Below are 17,699 nucleotides of genomic sequence, written 5' to 3' on the forward strand. Positions count from 1 at the left end.
GAGACCTATGAATATTAATATGCTCATGCAGCAAGCCCAGCGCATGCAAAAGGATATGGAATCCAATATTAAAAAAGCCAAAGAAGAGCTTGCAAAAACCGAAGTTCACGCTGAGGCGGGCGGTGGTTTGGTTAAAGTGACCATGACCTGCCGCAATGTTGTAAAGCGTATCGAAATTAGTCCAGAGCTGTTACAGGATGAAGCGGACATGATCGAAGACTTGATCGCTGCTGCAATCAATGATGCGGTACGTCAGGCCGAAGTCATTTCTGAAGAAAAGCTTCAAGGTGCCAACTCAGGTATGGGCTTGCCACCAGGCTTATCTGGTTTATTCTAATTCAAGAAACTCTCCAGTCTTTTTATAAAAGACTGGAGAAGATTTTCTAAAACAATCGAGTCTATTTGTGTTTAGTGAACGATTTGAACAATTGGTTCAGGCATTACGTATCTTACCCAGTGTTGGTCCAAAATCAGCACAACGTATGGCATTGCATTTGTTGATGAAAAACCGTGAGGGTGCATTTGCTTTATCGCACGCCTTACATGAGGCATCAAGCCATATCCATGAGTGTCGTATCTGTCATTCCTTAACTGAAAACGAAATTTGTGACATTTGTGCCTCTGTGGAACGGGATGAACAACTTCTCTGTGTGGTTGAATCACCTGCGGATGTAATGGCAATTGAACAAAGCGGCAGTTTTCGTGGTAAATACCATGTACTCGGTGGGCATTTGTCACCCTTGGATGGGATAGGCCCTGAGGAAATTGGAATTCCCTATCTGGTTCAACGCCTAGGTGAGGGGAAAATTGAAGAGGTGATTCTTGCCACCAATGCGACAGTTGAAGGGCAGGCAACAGCGCATTATCTGGTTGAGGCAACCAAACATTTGCCAATTCACATGACCCGAATTGCTCAAGGTGTACCTCAGGGTGGTGAACTTGAGTATGTGGATAGCCATACACTTAGCCAGGCTGTACACAACCGCATGAAGATGAAATAGGATGTTTATCCATTATCATTTTATCTATTTTAAATTCATGCTGTTAATTTAAACAAATAATTAAGTTTTACATTTTGTCTAACATTATCGTTGATATATTTGCTGTAATTTGTGGCACTATTGGCAGGCGAAAAGGATTTTCGTTTTTTGATGATATGGAAAAAGGAGTAATTTCATGTATTGCATGTGGAATACTGATTAAATTTATTTTTGCATTTGATTTCGCTTGAGCAATGACTGCAATTTGGCAGTGCCATTGCTAATGGTTCTTTATTATTTTACTTGAGCAAATATGTTTCAGTTTATCCAGCAGCAACAAGATTTAGCTGTTCTCCTTACTCAAATGGAACAATGTTCCACCTATGCACTTGATACTGAGTTTATTAAGGTTGATACCTTATATCCAAAACTTGGGGTGTGCCAGATCAATTTAAATGGCCAGGTTTCTCTGTTGGATGGAACTGCACTGGATTTGGTAAAGTTCTGGCAAAAAATATTTGATGCACAACAGAACATTTTCCATGCATGTGGTGAAGATATTGACCTGATTTATCATTATGCAGACCAGAAACCACTTGGCAATGTTTTTGATACCCAGGTGGCAATGGCGTTTTTGGGACATGGCCTACAAGTCAGCTACCAGAATGCCTTAAAAACTCGTTTGAATATTGATATAGAGAAAGACCAGACACGTTCAGACTGGTTGGCTCGACCGCTCACTCAGGAGCAAATGAGCTATGCAGCCAATGATGTTCTTTATTTAACCAGACTTGCTGATGCATTGAAGAATGACCTAAAAGTGAAAGGTCTCTATCAATATGTATTGGAGGATTGCCAAAATCTCACCAAAGAAATTGCACTGGAAACACCACTTGCAGCGCTTTATACAGATATTGGTAATTACCGCCACTCACGTAGGGAGCTAATGCAGTTACAGCAACTCAGCATCTGGCGGGAACAAATCACCAAGGCACTCAATCAACCACGCAGTTTTATCCTTAAAAATGCCACCATGATTGATTTGGTGGAGAAAAATCCACGTAATAATTTCCAGCTTGCTCAGGTGAAAGACATACGTCCAAATATTGTGCGTGAACATGGTAAAACCATTTTAGATTTATTGAAGTTTTTGCCCCCTGAAAATGAGTGGCCATTAAGAATGGCTCGACCTGTAAAAAGTAATTCCAAGGAAGTGGCACCACAAATAGAGATTTTAATAGAGCGTGTGGTGCTTGAAACAGCCATTCCCAAAGAGGTCTTGCTACGGAAAAAATGGCTGAACGCGATTTATGAGCATGTGGTTTTTCATCTGGATGAGCAGGATTTACCCAACTATTTATTGGGCTGGCGTTATGAAATCTTAACCAGACCATTGATTGAACTGCTGCGACAGGACATTGAGTATTTGGCTACGCAAATGAAGATTTCCCAGTAAACAAAACACGACTGTTGCGTTAACATTCCTTAATGTACCCGTTATTTTTTTCATGTATGCTGTTTTTGATTGATAAGAGTTGTGAGTAAACATGCACTGCGATATTTATAGATCGAGCAAAAAAGACGAAATGTATATGTATATTGCTCGTCCAAACTATCCTGATGACAAGGAACCAGAAAATCTGTTTGATGGTATTCCTGAAGCCGTGTTGCAAGCATTTGGCAAAGCGACTTTTGTCATGCATCTAGAGCTTCACAGTGAGCGCAAGCTTGCCCGTGTGAACGTTCTTCATGTTTTAGACTCACTACACACCAAGGGATTTTTTATCCAGATGCCGCCTGAGGGATTAATTAATCCAAATGCGGTGGAACCAGAGGGTTTGCGCGGTGCTTGAAACTTTAACAGCAATTTGGTCCAACATCCTGTCAGTGCTGGATCAGTTCCCTGAAGAGAATGTTGCGATCATTGTTTATGTGACAGGGACACTCATTGCATTATGGTGCTGGTATCGCCTGATGTCGCGTTTACCCAATCCAGTCGGTGGAATCCTATGGATTGTTGTATTTGCTATTCTGGCAACGCCTACGATTTCCGAGGGTCCAAACTCGGCATTGGCACCAGCAGTGTTTGGCCTGATTTTTGGTGTATTGACCAAAGAGCATATTTTAATCTGGTCAAACCTGTCACTGATCCTGTTTGTCATTGGTGTAGGTTTACTGGTTGGATTTTGCTGGTCAAAGTATTCCGCAAATAAAACCGTACGTTCCGCTTAAATATTCACACAAAGTAAAGATAGAAAAATAAGGTTGTTTAAATGTCTGCTGATACACAACACTTCACTGGTACAGATCAATATATTGCAACTGAAAGCCTGAAACTGGCAGTAAAAGCTGCGCGTGCTTTACAAAAACCACTGTTGGTCAAAGGCGAGCCAGGTACAGGTAAAACCTTGCTTGCAGAACAGGTGGCTGAAAGTCTGGGTTTAAAGCTGATTACCTGGCATATCAAGTCAACCACCAAAGCCCAGCAAGGCCTGTATGAATATGACGCTGTTTCACGTTTACGTGACAGTCAGTTGGGTGATGACCGTGTCTACGACATCAAGAACTATATTAAACCAGGTAAATTATGGGAAGCCTTTACCAGCGAAGAACGCTGTGTATTGCTGATTGATGAAATTGACAAGGCTGATATTGAGTTTCCAAATGACTTGTTACATGAACTCGATAAAATGTCGTTCTATGTCTATGAGACTGGTGAAACTATCACTGCGACCCAACGTCCAATTGTGATCATTACCTCAAATAATGAGAAAGAACTTCCAGACGCATTTTTACGCCGTTGTTTCTTCCATTATATCGAGTTCCCAGATGAAGCCACCATGCGTGACATCATCGCGGTTCATTTCCCGAATATCTCAAATACTTTGGTGAGTGAAGCCCTACAGGTGTTCTTTAAGTTACGTGAAATTCCAAACTTGAAGAAACCCCCATCAACCTCTGAACTGATTGATTGGTTAAGCCTACTCATGGCAGATGATATGCCTGAGGATGTGTTGCGTAATCACGATAAGTCAAAAGCGATTCCACCGTTGTATGGCGCGTTAATCAAGAATGAACAAGATGTGCAACTGCTTGAACGTTTAGCATTTATGTCACGCCGCTAAGAGTGTTTACCAATGTTTGTACGATTGTTTTACACCTTACGCAAATATGGTGTACCTGTAACAACTCGTGAGCTGATTGATCTCAATCAGGCGGTGGCATCAGGTCTGGTTTTTGCAGATCAGGAAGAGTTCTATCAATTGGCTAAAACCATTTTAGTCAAGGATGAGCGTTTCTTTGACAAGTTTGACCGTGCCATGAAAGACTATTTTGATGGCATCGAAACTTTTGATCTTGATGAACTACTTAAACAAGTTCACAAATTGCCAAAAGACTGGTTTGATCTTGAACTATTAGAGAAACATCTCACCCCTGAACAACGTGCAGAACTACTCAAAGCGGGTTCGCTCGAAGAACTGATGAAAATGTTGGAAGAACGCTTGCGGGAACAGCATAAAAAACATCAGGGTGGCAATCGTATGATTGGCACAGGCGGAACTTCACCTTTTGGTGCTTTTGGTGATCATCCAGAAGGTGTCCGAATAGGTGGGCCAGGGCGTAAACGTTCAGCGGTAAAGGTGTGGGAACAGCGTAAATACCAGAATCTTGATGATGATCAAGTTCTGGGTACTCGTCAGATGCAAATTGCGTTGCGCCGTTTACGTAAGTTTGCCCGTCAGGGTGCAGCCGAAGAACTTGATGTCGATGGTACCATCCGTGAAACGGCCAAACAGGGTATTCTGGATGTACAACTCGTGCCTGAGCGCCGTAACCGTATCAAGGTGTTGATGCTGTTTGATGTGGGCGGTTCAATGGATGCCTATATCGCTGAATGCGAAAAACTGTTCAGTGCGGCCAAATCTGAGTTTAAAACCCTCGAATATTTCTATTTCCATAATTGTCTGTATGACTATGTCTGGAAAGACAACCATCGCCGTAGTTCAACACGCATGAATACATGGGATTTATTCCATACCTATGGACGCGATTACCGTGTGATTGTGGTGGGTGATGCCAGCATGGCACCGTATGAGTTAAAGTCTGCGGGTGGCTCAGTTGAATATATGAATGATGAGGCTGGGGAAGTGTGGTTAAGACGCTTACGCCAGCATTATGATAAAACTGCCTGGCTGAATCCTGAACTTGAGGGTTATTGGCATTATACCCAGACCATTCAATGGATTAAGGAAGTATTTGATAATCATATGTATCCAATGACCTTAAAAGGCATTGAGGATATGACCAAGTATTTATCTCGTTAAACATCAAAAGGCTGATTCATACTGGATCAGCCCAGTTTTCCAGTGTTAAATCTGTAATACGATTAAATTCCTTACAATTGTTGGTCACCAAAATACATTTTTCGGCAAGTGCATGACTTGCAATCCATAAATCATTATTACCAATCGGTGTTCCAGCTTGTTTGAGTAATAGTGCATGATGAGCATAATACTCACAGAGTTGTTGTTGAGTGCTATAAAGGACAGGGATTCGCAGAATCAGGTTTTCAAGCTGTTTTAAAACAACAGTTTTTCTTTGGCTACCATATGCTCCTTTTAATAATTCTGCATAACTGATAAATGACATGCATAATTCATCATCCTGTGAGAGTTGATTGACTCGTTCAATCACACTCAGGGGTTTATTCTTCATGAAATAGATCAGAATATTGGTATCCAGCATATATTTCATAAAACATCACGCTCTTGTACTTGGTTATCCTCTAAACGATTTTTTTCTAGAGCCTCAACAAAGTCATCATCAAATTCATTTAAGGCTTGCCAAAGTGCTTCACCTCGATTTTCATTTAAATCTGCAATAGGATGAATGACCAGATCTCCGTTCTGATTCAAAAAAATTTCTACCCGCTTGGTATTTAAACGAAATTCTTGTGGAATACGAACGGCTTGACTATTGCCATTCATAAATACACGAGATGTAATTGATGTGCTCATCATAATCTCCAATGTATGTACATATAGTGTGTACATTAAAACATGAAATCGAAATATTGAATAGTATTTAATCAATCTAATTGATCTATTTTTTGTTTTCAGTGGATTAATGATTAAACATTAAAAAATAGTTGAAAAACACGATAGAATAAGTCGTTTTGCAATCTTCTTTTGCCTGTGGAGACCTACGTGGATCGACCAACCATTTCCCCTGAACATTTACAAGAAGCGTCTGAGCATTTATCAACAATTCGGGATTTTATCCGTTTTGGGGTGAGCGCATTACGCCAATACGATGCACATTTGGGGCAAGGTACAGAAGATTATTTTGCAGAAAGTTCAGCTCTGGTTTTACAAACACTGTCACTGGAATGGTCTGCCGATGCCGAGATTCTGGATGCCAAACTTTTACCAAGTGAAAAAGCTGAATTTTTAAGTTTATTGGAACGCCGTATTAATGAGCGTGTTCCGACCTCATATTTATTGAATCTTGCATATTTCTTTAATAAACCTTTTTATGTGGATGAGCGTGTACTGATTCCACGTTCACCAATTGCTGAGGCGATTGAACAACGTTTTGCGCCATATTGTTTGGATGAAAATGGGCAGATGCGTGAAGCCTTGAATAATTTACCTGAGAATCCAGCAGCAAAAACGCCGCAACGTATTCTGGATATGTGTACAGGTTCGGGATGTATTGCTGTGGCCTTGGCTTATGCTTTCCCAGACTCGGAAGTGGATGCAACCGATATTTCCAAAGAAGCACTGGAAGTTGCCTCAATCAATGCAGAACATCATAACAAGCAATATCAAATTGCATTGCTTGAATCTGACCTATTCGCAAAAATTCCTGCTGAAAATCAATATGATCTTATCGTGAGTAATCCTCCTTATGTTGACGCAGAAGATATGGCGGACTTACCAGATGAATTCCTGCATGAACCTGAGTTAGCCTTGGCTGCGGGTCAGGATGGTTTGGACTTGGTTCGCAAGATGTTGGCGCAGGCGGCTGACTATCTTACTGAGGATGGCCTGATTGTGATTGAAGTGGGCAACTCTGAATGGGCAATGCGTCAGAACTTTAATACAGTTGACTTCCATTGGCTGACATTCCAGAAAGGTGGTACAGGTATTTTTGCACTCACTGCTGAACAATGCCGCCGTTATAGAGATATATTCCAGCAATCCATTCAAAATTAAGGGGCTAAAAATGGCAGGCAATAGTATTGGTCAACTTTTTCGGGTAACCACCTGTGGTGAGTCGCACGGTGTCGGATTAATGGCGATTGTTGATGGTGTACCACCAGGTTTGGCACTGTGTGAAGATGATTTGCAAAAGGACTTAGACCGCCGTAAACCAGGAACCTCTAAATTTGCGACCCAGCGTAAAGAACCTGATCAGGTTGAAATTATTTCAGGTGTTTTTGAGGGTAAAACCACAGGTACACCGATTGGCCTGTTGATTCGCAATACAGACCAGAAATCTAAAGACTACGGCAATATCGCTCAGACATTCCGCCCTGGACATGCTGATTACACCTATACACAAAAATATGGCTTCCGTGACTATCGTGGTGGTGGTCGCTCAAGTGCGCGAGAAACGGCAATGCGAGTTGCCGCTGGTGCAATTGCCAAGAAATATCTTGCTGAAAAATTTGGTATTGATATTCGTGGACATGTCACCCAAATTGGTAATGAAGTTGCTGAGAAACTGGATTGGTCGGAAGTACCAAACAACCCATTTTTCTGTGGTGATGTTGATGCCGTACCACGCTTTGAGAAGCTTGTATCCTCATTGCGTGAACAGGGAACCAGTTGTGGCGCAAAACTGGAAATTCTTGCTGAAAAGGTTCCAGTGGGTTGGGGTGAACCTGTTTTTGATCGTCTGGATGCGGATATTGCCCATGCCATGATGAGCATTAATGCAGTTAAAGGTGTAGAAATCGGTGATGGCTTTGCTGTTGCAGGGCAGTTTGGTCACGAAACCCGTGATGAACTGACCACAGATGGTTTCCTCGCCAATCATGCTGGCGGCATTTTAGGTGGGATTTCAAGTGGTCAAACCATTCGTGTTGCAATTGCACTAAAACCAACTGCAAGTATTACCACGCTAGGAAAAACCATTACCATTGAACGGGAAAATACGGATGTGTTAACTAAAGGTCGTCATGACCCATGTGTGGGTGTGCGTGCCACGCCAATTGCCGAAGCCATGCTGGCGATTGTGTTAATGGACCATTTCCTACGCCATCGCGCACAGAATGCCGATGTGATTCCACCATTTAAGCCAATCGAACCTTAATTTAATATAAGCTTATAATTAAGCCACACATATAATGAATCATATGTGTGGCTTTAATAGTATTTTAAATATATCTTTAAAACCTTTTTAAGTATTATTAAATTCAACAACAAAATTATAGTGCTTCAGAAATAATATTATCTGAAGTAGAAATATGATATTGATTTCTACCATTACTTTTGGCCACATATAATGCGTGGTCAGCCTGAGAAATAAATTCTGAAAGGCTGTCATTTAAATGAGGAGTGACAGTTGCAACACCCACACTAATCGTAACATGCTTGGAAACATGACTTCTTGGATGAATAATTCCTATATTGCGAACCAGCTCCATTAACCGTTGTACCTGTATCACAGCCTGATCCTTATCTGTCATGGAGAATAACAATAGAAACTCCTCACCACCATAACGGGCAGCGAGATCGCCACTACGAGAGGCAATTGAACCCAATAAAATGGCAATCCTCCTTAAACACTGATCTCCCTGAATATGCCCCAAGGTATCGTTGTATAGTTTAAAGAAATCAATATCAATCATCATGATCGTAATAGGCATTTCATGGCGAATGGCTCGTTTCCATTCATTTTCAAGAACCTCATCCAGATAACGGCGGTTGGCCAAACCAGTTAAGGCATCCTGCTGGGATAGAATCGAAAGCTGCTGCGCCTGACGCATGAGCTCCAGCCGCATGAGCTCCAGCCGATTAAGTTCGATCATGCAATTCTGTAAATAGTTTTCCCGATGTTGCCTGTCTGTGGCATATGCCAATGCCATACCCAAAAAGCTGCTAAAAGTATAGGTGCGGTTTAAAAAAGTCCAATCAATATCACCACTTAGCCATGTGCTGGCGATCACACCCACAAGCCCACCACACCATCCAGCAAGAATGGCTGTGTAGAAACGCATTCCTACGAAACCGTAGATAATCACGACTGCATACATCATGGCAGCATGAAATAGCACATTATGCTGGCCTTGTTCCAATACGTTGATCAAGGTGAATGTAATTGCAACAGCGCCCATTGATCCCAGACAAACATAATGGTCAAACCATTTATTCATGATGGGAACAAAGGCTAGTAGCCAGGCGAGTAAAATGATAATACCGACCCAACCGTAATATGCGACCCATTCAAGACGCAAAACAGGGGGTAATACCTGATAGATACCGAAACTAAGAAATAAATATAAACCTAGAATGATGGGCGCACGATAACGAAACTCATGGGCAGCCTCATTTCTGTACTGATCTCGATAGATCACTTCTAATTCTTTAGGAAACCAAACTAAATTTAGCCCGCGAGAAATTAGTAAGTCGATTTGTTCTTGTCCCAATAGATTGGAAGCTTTCAACTTCATCTTATCTCTCACCACTCCCAAATATTGTTATAAATGTCAAATAGGGATTATTTTTTTACTACGTTACACTGATTTAAACAAAATGTGTATCATATTATAAAAAATTATTAATTTTTTAACTCAATCATGTTTTATTATTCAGAATTTATCATATTTCCAACTTTCATCAGAAGTTCTAATAATGCACTAATATAATGTTTCAATTTAATAAAATCTTAAAAAAATAAAAAATGTTACAAATTAAACAGTAATGATTGTATATTTACTGTATTAGGATACAATTTAGACAAAAGCAACAATCATGGAATGTGATTGAATCAAGTCATACGAAATAGGATGCATCGCAATGACTGCTATGAATCAATATGCAACAAAACTAGAAATTACCCCTCATAATGAATGGGCTCAACGGTTCTGGGATGAACTTTTACCTGCAAAAGAAAGAGTGAGTAAACATCCTTTATTTTTAGACATGGCGAGTGGTTCATTAAGCCTTGAATGTTTTCGTTCGGCATTACTTAACTTTTACCCTTTAGTGGCTCATTTTCCATCCTACATGGCAGGAGCATTGGCCAAGGCAACTTCTTTCTCATTGGATGGTGTAACTGAAACCAGAGACTGGCTTATTCAAAATATTAAGGTTGAAGAACGCCATTTAAACTGGTATCAGGATTGGGCAATGGGGTTTGGCCTTACACTGGAAATGCTGAATGAAGTAAGACCACCTGCTGCCATGAATGCAGTCAATCATTTTCTCTGGACAACCAATTATCGAGGAAGTCTAGCCGAAAGTATTGCTGCAACAAATCTGGCAATTGAATGGGCAACAGGGGACTGGACTATACAGGTTTATAAGGGAATTCAAACCTACACCCAACATCCAGAAGTAAATATTAATAAACGATCACTTGCATGGTTAAGAGCACATGCACATTATGATGACCTACATCCTTATGAAGCTATGGAACTGATCAAGCGACTCTGTGACAAAGATCCAGTTTTGCAGAGAAAGGCTTTTTTAGCTGCCAAAGAAGGATTGGCCTATTATGAGCTTGCTCTTGATGAGTGTTATAAGTTGCAGCATAAAAATTAAAATCCTTAAAACAGCTATTTAGTTAATACTAAGTAGCTGTCTGGTTTTTATATTTTGATCAATTTAATGGTTGCATTTTTTCATCAAAATTTTCTAGAACAGGAAATTTTAAAGGTTGCAATTCATCAAGATGCTCCAGATATTTTTCAAAATCCACAAGAATATTTTGTCGATCCTGCTGGCTGATATAAGGCACATGGTAGGCAATAAAAGGTGGCAACACCTCAAAACCTGCATAGGCCAGCGTTCCGCGTTGAATTGGAGATAAATACTGTTCAATCGGTCCATGAATGGAATTTTCACCAAACATATAATCACGACCACCCAATGTAAAACACAGCATTGCCTTTTTACCAGCCATGCCTCCATGATTATAAAAACGCTTTCCACCATAAAAAAGACCAGAGACAAACACACGGTCAATCCAGCCTTTCAATATTGCAGGAACAGAAGTCCAGTATAATGGAAAGGTGAAGATCACTAGATCAGCTCGTTTCACTTTTTCAATTTCGATTTCAATGTCTGTAGCTAAATGATTCTGTTTTAAGGCATTACGCTGTTCAAGGGCGTAATTAAAATATTCAGGTTGATTCAATTCAGTAAAATCATCCTGTGAGGCTACAGGATTAAATTTCATCGCATAAAGATCAGAAATTTCAACGTGATGTCCTTGATGCTCAAAGCTCTGTTGTGCTGTGCTTTTTAATGCTGTGGTAAAAGATTGTGCTTCTGGATGTGCATGAACGATCAGAATATTCATAAATTAATCACCTGTAACATAATAAATTTCTCAGATAACTTACTATGCAGGAAATGGCAAACATGGCATAGTTCATGAACCGCCAGTCTTTACCATTTTACGCCAATATGATGGATTTCCAAGAAACTACGATGAGTCCTGAACTACCAGGTACCTATGTCAATCTTTTGGTGCAAACGTTGCAGCAATGGAATGTTTCGGCAGAACAATTATTGGCTGGAACAGGTATTTCCACTCATCATTTAGAAGCGCCATTTTGGTATATAGATTTCAATATTTTTAATTACTTATTGGAAAGGGCGATTTTACTGACGCATCAGCCAGCGATTAGCTTATATTTATCCCAAGAGATGAAAGTCTCATGTTATGGACATATTGGTGTTGCCGCGAAAGCTGCGGAGAACTTAGGGCAGGCAATAAAAATATTAGAACAATATATTGGTCTACATTGTCTGGTTTTTAAACCTAAATTAAACATAATTGGCGATAAGGCATATTTATATTTTGATCAGCCTTTACAGAAATTTAAATTTAATAATCATGGAGTTATGTTTCTAGTGTTAGGTTTTTCCAATATCTTAAAAGATTTGACCAAAACTGATCTCAATATTCATATAGAGTTTAAGCAGTCAGCACCGACTTTTTATGAAAATAATCATTTACTAAACTGTAGTTTTAATAAAGGCTATGATTGCCTGATTTTTGATAGAAAGCTACTAGATTTTCCTTTGGAAACAGCAGATTTAATGGTTCTGCGGCTCATTCAGGAGCAGTGTAAACGAGACATTGAAAAACTTTCTTTAAAACAGGGAAAAATAAATTCTATTTATTCACAGGTTAAACAATTGGCATGTAATGAAGAGAATATTGGTTCGTTAACATTAAAACAGGTAGCACAAAAACTACATACATCAGAGAGGACATTGCAGCGCCAGCTCACTAATGAGCAAACATCTTTTCAAAACATCATTGGCGAAATTCGCAGGCAGCAAGCAGAAAATCTTTTAAGAGAAAATCAGTTATCAATTAAAGAAATTTCCGAACGTTTAGGTTATGCAGACATTTCACATTTTTCACGCGCTTTTAAAAAATGGACAAGTGTTACGCCAAAATTTTATAGAGAAGCATCTTTGAAATAGTTTGGGGTATAAATCAGATAAATTCATGTGAAATGGAAAGTTATTTATATAAGGATTTAAAATTTTATGTTTTAAAAATTATTTTAATATCAATTTATTAAAATTATTTATTTAACATAATATACATTATGCGAAATAAATAATTTAGATAATTGACGTGTTTTTTAGACTAAGCTAAGCTATCCCAATATTCACATTTCCTTTATAGACTCTGCCATGACCTTGATTGCATTTCTTGATTTAGAAGTTGATCCAAGCACCCAGAAAATTTTAGACATTGGCTGTATCACGAGCAATCAAAATCAATTTCATAACAAGTCTAGCCGTGAGTTAGAAATTTTTATTAATGATGTCGCTTATGTCTGTGGGCATAATTTTATAGCACATGATTTTAAGTATTTACAAGCAACACTTGCTAAGGTCTCGATCAATCAGCAGCAAGTTATTGATACTTTGTTGTTATCAGCATTGTTATTTCCTGCTCGACCATACCATGCACTCAACAAAGACTATAAAACTCAGTTCGAATCCTCTAACTCACCTTTAAATGATGCCATCATTACACGAGATTTATTTTATAGTGAAATACAGGTGTTCTCAGAGCTAGATGTATCCTTACAAAATATCTTCTATTTACTCCTTAAAAATCAATCTGGTTTTCAGGCATTTTTTGATTATTTAGTATTCAAACCAGTCAATGATGACCTTTTTGTCTTGATCTATGAACTATTTTCACAAGATATTTGTGAACAGGCAGATTTAGAATATTTCATTGAAAATCATCCAGTTGAGTTAGCCTATACCTTATCCCTGATTCATGCGAAAAACCGTTATTCCATTACGCCTAAATGGCTGTTAATGCAATATCCAAGTATTGAAAAAATTATATCCAAGCTGAGAAACCAGCCTTGTTTAACAGGATGTAGTTATTGTTATCAACATTTGAATGCAAGAACTGGACTGAAGAAGTTTTTTGGCTACGAAAATTTTCGTAGTTATGATGGTAAACCCTTACAGGAACAAGCTGCAAAAACTGCCATTCAAAATAAATCTTTACTTGCTATTTTCCCAACTGGTGGTGGCAAGTCAATTACCTTTCAAGTGCCTGCACTTATGAGTGGTGAGAATAATAAAGGTTTAACTGTTGTTATTTCACCGCTTCAATCTTTAATGAAAGATCAAGTAGATAACCTGGAGCGTAATGGTATTACAGATGCCGTTACGATTAATGGCTTGCTTGATCCCATTGAACGCTCCAAATCATTACAACGTGTATTAGATGGTTCTGCCGCCCTACTCTATATTTCGCCTGAATCGTTACGTTCAAGAACCATCGAAAAAGCGTTATTGGGTCGAAATGTGGTTCGTTTTGTGATTGATGAAGCACATTGTTTTTCTTCATGGGGACAAGACTTTCGGGTGGATTATCTTTATATTGCTGATTTTATTAAAAACCTACAGAATAAAAAGAATTTGGCTGAACCAATCGCTGTTTCTTGTTTTACTGCTACAGCAAAGCAGCGTGTCGTTGAAGATATTTGCCAGTATTTTAAGGATCGCTTAGGACTGGAATTGGAAATATTTTCTGCCAAAGTCTCTCGTAAGAATTTGAGTTATCAAGTATTTGATAAGCAAGGTCATGATGAAAAGTATCAGGCTTTACGGAATCTGATTGAAGATAAAAATTGTCCAACCATCGTCTACGTTTCCCGAACAAAACGTGTAAGAACATTGGTACAACAATTACAGCAAGATGGTTTTAATGTGCGTGGCTATCATGGAAAAATGGATAGTCAGGAAAAAACAGCTAATCAGGAAGCTTTTATTCAAGGGGATGTCCAGATTATGGTGGCAACCTCCGCTTTTGGCATGGGGGTTGATAAAAAAGATGTCGGTGCAGTCATCCATTATGAAATCTCTGATTCTTTAGAAAACTATGTGCAAGAAGCTGGTCGTGCAGGACGGGATGAAAGTTTGCAAGCAGAATGTTTTGTACTTTTTGATGAGGAAGATTTAAGTAAGCACTTCATTTTATTAAACCAAACCAAAATTTCAATTAAGGAAATCCAACAGATTTGGAAAGCCATCAAAGAGATGACAACCCGCTTTCGCTCATCCATATCCAATTCAGCTTTGGAAATTGCACGTAAAGCAGGTTGGGATGATACGGTTGAGGATATTGAAACTCGAGTGACTACAGCTATTTCGGCTTTGGAGGATTCAGGTTATATCAAGCGTGGTCAGAATATGCCCCGTGTTTTTGCAAACAGTATTTTATGTAAAAACGCACAGGAAGCAATTGAAATTATTAATCATTCTGAAAAGTTCACCGAAGCACAGAAACAGAAAGCAATTCGGATTATCAAAAAGCTTTTTTCCACAAAAAGCCGTAAATTGGCAACGGATGAAACTGCGGAATCACGGATTGATTATATCAGTGACCATTTGGGCATTGTTCGTGCTGAAGTAATTCAAATTATAAATATTCTTCGGGATGAAAAAATTCTGGCAGATACTCAGGATTTAACTGCATTTATTAAAAAAACAGTCAGTGCCAATAAATCCTTAGATATTCTCAAAGGTTTTATGGAGATTGAGAATTTATTATTACAACACATTCATGTAGATGAACACATTTATTCAATTAAAGAGCTGAATCAAACGATTGAAAATTCAGATTGCCTACAGGCGACACCTAATAAAATTAAAACTATTGTGAATTTTTGGTCAATTAAAAATTGGATAAAGAAGAAAAATATTGAAAATCACCCCCATCAAATGGCCTTGATGTATTGTATTGAAAAAATGCAGCTATCAGAAAAAATAGAAAAACGACATGCGCTGTCTAAATTCATTATCGAATATCTATATGAAAAATATAAAAATGATAAAACTATAACAGCTCAAGAAAAAGATGAAGAATATCTCATTGAATTCTCGATTCATGAATTAAAACAAGCTTATGAACAACATACTGATTTATTTAAACTTAAAATTGATTTAGATGATGTAGAAGATAGTCTTTTTTATTTATCTCGTATTGAGTCAATTAAAATTGAAGGTGGCTTTATGGTCATCTATAATCGTTTAAGTTTAGAACGGTTAGAAAAAAATAATCTTAAAAAATACACTAAAGATGATTATAAAAAACTAGAACAATATTATGAAAGTAAAGTACAGCAAATTCATATTGTGGGTGAGTATGCGAAAAAAATGATTGATGATTATCAACAAGCTTTACAGTTTGTTGAAGATTATTTCCAGCTCAATTATAGCAGTTTTTTAAGAAAGTATTTTCCAGCCAGTAAAGGTGATTTTTTAAAGCAGAAAATGACTGCATCAAAATTTCAACGACTGTTTGGAGACCTTTCCCCTACCCAACTTAAAATTATTAGGGACAGTGAAAATCAGAATATTGTGGTTGCGGCGGGGCCAGGCAGTGGTAAAACACGAGTTTTAGTGCATAAACTAGCGTCTTTATTAATGATCGAAGATGTTAAACATGAACAACTTTTGATGCTGACATTTTCCAGGGCGGCTGCATACGAGTTTAAATCTCGACTGATTCAATTGATTGGCAATGCAGCAGCCTATGTGGAAATTAAAACCTTTCATTCCTATTGTTTTGATTTATTGGGTAAAGTTGGAAATTTAGAGCAATCTGATGACATTGTACAAAGAGCGATTGACAAGATAAAAAGTGGTGATGTTGAAATCAATCGAATCAGTAAAATGGTCCTGGTGATTGATGAAGCTCAGGATATGAATGCTGTTCAGTTTGAATTGGTTCATACCCTGATGCAAAAAAATGAAGAAATGCGCGTGATTGCTGTAGGTGATGATGATCAAACCATTTACTCCTTTGCACCTGTTTTTGCCAGTTCAAAATATTTACAGGAACTTATTGATCGACATCAGGCTGAGAAATATGAACTTGTTGAAAATCATCGAAGTAAACACAACTTGGTTGATTATAGCAATCAATTCGCTCAATGCATTCAGCAACGCTTAAAAAAATTTCCTATCGTTGCCAAAGCACAAGAGGATGGCGAAATCATTTTTACGCGTTATGATACACCTCATCTAATTCAGCCCTTAATTCAACAGGTTTTAAGCACTGATCGTATTGGTACAACGTGTATATTAGTGCAAACCAATAAAGAAGCAGCCCAAATTACCAGTTTATTATTACAGCAAAATCTTCCTGCCAAACTTATTCAAAGTAATGATGGTTTTAATTTATTTGATCTACTTGAAATAAGAGCATTCTTTCATTATTTACAGCTTGGTGAACAACAATATATTATTCAGGAAGATCGCTGGAATACAGCGATTGTACAATTAAAGGAAAAATTTAGTCGCAGCAAGAATCTGGATTTATGTTTAAACCTGATCAAAACATTTGAGAAAGTTCATCCTGAACAAAAGTATCAGTCTGATTTTCGAGTGTTTATACGAGAGTCAAAACTTGAAGATTTTTATGATATTCAGGGTGATGTTATTTTTGTATCTACCATTCATAAATCGAAAGGCAGAGAATTTGATCATGTATTTCTAATGTTAAATCAGTTTGATGCTCAAGATGATGAGGGGAAACGTAAATTATATGTGGCACTGACGCGTGCAAAGCGATATTTAAATATCCTTTGTAATAATACGATTCTGGATCATATTAATACAACAAACTTAATAAAATTAGAAGACCGTACACCATATACTCCACTATCAGAGTTTGTTTTATACCTAACCCATAAAGATGTAATTCTGGATCATTTTATTACTCAAGCAAAATCTATTCGTCATTTATTGAGTGGAGATGTTTTATATGCAGATATGTATGGCTGTAAAGATTCAAAAGATCAATATTTAATCAAATTTTCCAAAAAATTTAAACAGGAACTTTTAGAGAAAATAAAGTCAGGTTATAAAATTAAAACTGCGAAAATCAACTTTATCGTTCTGTGGTCTAAAGAAGAACTTCAAGATGAGTTTCGCATCATTCTACCTGAACTTTACTTAATACATTAAACCTATTGTTTGAATCCTG

16 protein-coding genes are annotated in these 17,699 nt (G+C 38.1%); 12 read left to right on the plus strand and 4 right to left on the minus strand.

Annotation, left to right across the window (positions count from 1 at the left end):
* Window positions 1–7 precede the first annotated feature (7 nt).
* The 7 genes from N5J47_RS04515 (at window position 8) to N5J47_RS04545 (ending at window position 5,305) form a co-directional block, all read left to right on the plus strand.
* On the plus strand, window positions 8–337 hold the full coding sequence (locus N5J47_RS04515; RefSeq protein WP_004677441.1) for a YbaB/EbfC family nucleoid-associated protein: 330 nt from the start codon (window positions 8–10) through the stop codon (window positions 335–337).
* A gap of 67 nt (window positions 338–404) precedes the next feature.
* Window positions 405–1,001, plus strand: coding sequence for a recombination mediator RecR (gene recR / locus N5J47_RS04520; protein ID WP_279959038.1), 597 nt, complete (start codon window positions 405–407; stop codon window positions 999–1,001).
* Window positions 1,002–1,293: 292 nt separating this feature from the next.
* Window positions 1,294–2,436: an HRDC domain-containing protein gene (locus N5J47_RS04525; RefSeq protein WP_279959037.1), complete on the plus strand. Its 1,143-nt coding sequence runs from the start codon at window positions 1,294–1,296 to the stop codon at window positions 2,434–2,436.
* 91 nt (window positions 2,437–2,527) lie between these two features.
* Window positions 2,528–2,833, plus strand: a complete 306-nt coding sequence (locus N5J47_RS04530) for a YcgL domain-containing protein (protein ID WP_004677446.1) — start codon at window positions 2,528–2,530, stop codon at window positions 2,831–2,833.
* Window positions 2,826–3,212, plus strand: a complete 387-nt coding sequence (locus tag N5J47_RS04535; RefSeq protein WP_279959036.1) for a hypothetical protein — start codon at window positions 2,826–2,828, stop codon at window positions 3,210–3,212. The genes N5J47_RS04530 and N5J47_RS04535 overlap by 8 nt, the downstream gene beginning before the upstream one ends.
* 41 nt (window positions 3,213–3,253) lie before the next feature.
* On the plus strand, window positions 3,254–4,105 hold the full coding sequence (locus N5J47_RS04540) for a MoxR family ATPase (RefSeq protein ID WP_267979405.1): 852 nt from the start codon (window positions 3,254–3,256) through the stop codon (window positions 4,103–4,105).
* 12 nt (window positions 4,106–4,117) lie between these two features.
* Entirely contained in the window at window positions 4,118–5,305 is a 1,188-nt protein-coding gene (locus N5J47_RS04545; protein ID WP_279959034.1) for a VWA domain-containing protein, read from the plus strand.
* A gap of 16 nt (window positions 5,306–5,321) precedes the next feature.
* Here the strand turns inward: N5J47_RS04545 and N5J47_RS04550 are convergent, their stop codons facing one another.
* Window positions 5,322–5,735 carry a type II toxin-antitoxin system VapC family toxin gene (locus N5J47_RS04550; protein ID WP_279959033.1) on the minus strand — a complete coding sequence of 138 codons (414 nt, stop codon included), beginning with the start codon at window positions 5,733–5,735 and terminating at the stop codon, window positions 5,322–5,324.
* Complete coding sequence (locus N5J47_RS04555; protein ID WP_279959032.1) at window positions 5,732–5,998, minus strand: AbrB/MazE/SpoVT family DNA-binding domain-containing protein; 267 nt, start codon at window positions 5,996–5,998, stop codon at window positions 5,732–5,734. The genes N5J47_RS04550 and N5J47_RS04555 overlap by 4 nt, the downstream gene beginning before the upstream one ends.
* A 189-nt stretch (window positions 5,999–6,187) precedes the next feature.
* Here N5J47_RS04555 and prmB point away from each other — a divergent pair, with 189 nt between their 5' ends.
* Together prmB and aroC are read left to right on the plus strand one after the other, a co-directional pair.
* Window positions 6,188–7,198 carry a 50S ribosomal protein L3 N(5)-glutamine methyltransferase gene (gene prmB / locus N5J47_RS04560; protein WP_279959031.1) on the plus strand — a complete coding sequence of 337 codons (1,011 nt, stop codon included), beginning with the start codon at window positions 6,188–6,190 and terminating at the stop codon, window positions 7,196–7,198.
* A 10-nt stretch (window positions 7,199–7,208) separates the two neighbouring features.
* Window positions 7,209–8,300 (plus strand): chorismate synthase, encoded by a 1,092-nt coding sequence (gene aroC, locus N5J47_RS04565; RefSeq protein ID WP_279959030.1) that lies wholly within the window; start codon window positions 7,209–7,211, stop codon window positions 8,298–8,300.
* A gap of 115 nt (window positions 8,301–8,415) precedes the next feature.
* Here aroC and N5J47_RS04570 read toward each other — a convergent pair whose 3' ends face one another.
* Entirely contained in the window at window positions 8,416–9,660 is a 1,245-nt protein-coding gene (locus tag N5J47_RS04570) for a GGDEF domain-containing protein (RefSeq protein ID WP_279959029.1), read from the minus strand.
* 346 nt (window positions 9,661–10,006) lie between these two features.
* Here N5J47_RS04570 and N5J47_RS04575 point away from each other — a divergent pair, with 346 nt between their 5' ends.
* A complete protein-coding gene (locus N5J47_RS04575) occupies window positions 10,007–10,753 on the plus strand; it encodes an iron-containing redox enzyme family protein (RefSeq protein WP_267979412.1) in 747 nt (248 codons plus the stop codon).
* 58 nt (window positions 10,754–10,811) lie between these two features.
* Here the strand turns inward: N5J47_RS04575 and N5J47_RS04580 are convergent, their stop codons facing one another.
* Complete coding sequence (locus tag N5J47_RS04580; RefSeq protein ID WP_279959028.1) at window positions 10,812–11,513, minus strand: NAD(P)H-dependent oxidoreductase; 702 nt, start codon at window positions 11,511–11,513, stop codon at window positions 10,812–10,814.
* A gap of 131 nt (window positions 11,514–11,644) precedes the next feature.
* Here N5J47_RS04580 and N5J47_RS04585 point away from each other — a divergent pair, with 131 nt between their 5' ends.
* Entirely contained in the window at window positions 11,645–12,652 is a 1,008-nt protein-coding gene (locus N5J47_RS04585; RefSeq protein WP_279959167.1) for an AraC family transcriptional regulator, read from the plus strand.
* 216 nt (window positions 12,653–12,868) lie between these two features.
* Complete coding sequence (locus tag N5J47_RS04590; protein ID WP_279959027.1) at window positions 12,869–17,680, plus strand: RecQ family ATP-dependent DNA helicase; 4,812 nt, start codon at window positions 12,869–12,871, stop codon at window positions 17,678–17,680.
* The last annotated feature ends 19 nt before the right edge of the window (window positions 17,681–17,699 follow it).

The organism is Acinetobacter sp. GD03645 (genome assembly GCF_029845285.1).
Lineage (GTDB): Bacteria > Pseudomonadota > Gammaproteobacteria > Pseudomonadales > Moraxellaceae > Acinetobacter > Acinetobacter corruptisaponis.

Coding starts and splice junctions, on each gene's coding strand:
- N5J47_RS04575 (WP_267979412.1), top strand. CDS start 10,007: ATGACTGCTATGAATCAATATGCAACAAAACTAGAAATTACCCCTCAT.
- N5J47_RS04570 (WP_279959029.1), bottom strand. CDS start 9,660: ATGAAGTTGAAAGCTTCCAATCTATTGGGACAAGAACAAATCGACTTA.
- N5J47_RS04580 (WP_279959028.1), bottom strand. CDS start 11,513: ATGAATATTCTGATCGTTCATGCACATCCAGAAGCACAATCTTTTACC.
- N5J47_RS04545 (WP_279959034.1), top strand. CDS start 4,118: ATGTTTGTACGATTGTTTTACACCTTACGCAAATATGGTGTACCTGTA.
- N5J47_RS04515 (WP_004677441.1), top strand. CDS start 8: ATGAATATTAATATGCTCATGCAGCAAGCCCAGCGCATGCAAAAGGAT.
- N5J47_RS04540 (WP_267979405.1), top strand. CDS start 3,254: ATGTCTGCTGATACACAACACTTCACTGGTACAGATCAATATATTGCA.
- N5J47_RS04555 (WP_279959032.1), bottom strand. CDS start 5,998: ATGAGCACATCAATTACATCTCGTGTATTTATGAATGGCAATAGTCAA.
- N5J47_RS04585 (WP_279959167.1), top strand. CDS start 11,645: ATGAGTCCTGAACTACCAGGTACCTATGTCAATCTTTTGGTGCAAACG.
- N5J47_RS04525 (WP_279959037.1), top strand. CDS start 1,294: ATGTTTCAGTTTATCCAGCAGCAACAAGATTTAGCTGTTCTCCTTACT.
- N5J47_RS04530 (WP_004677446.1), top strand. CDS start 2,528: ATGCACTGCGATATTTATAGATCGAGCAAAAAAGACGAAATGTATATG.
- N5J47_RS04590 (WP_279959027.1), top strand. CDS start 12,869: ATGACCTTGATTGCATTTCTTGATTTAGAAGTTGATCCAAGCACCCAG.
- aroC (WP_279959030.1), top strand. CDS start 7,209: ATGGCAGGCAATAGTATTGGTCAACTTTTTCGGGTAACCACCTGTGGT.
- N5J47_RS04550 (WP_279959033.1), bottom strand. CDS start 5,735: ATGAAATATATGCTGGATACCAATATTCTGATCTATTTCATGAAGAAT.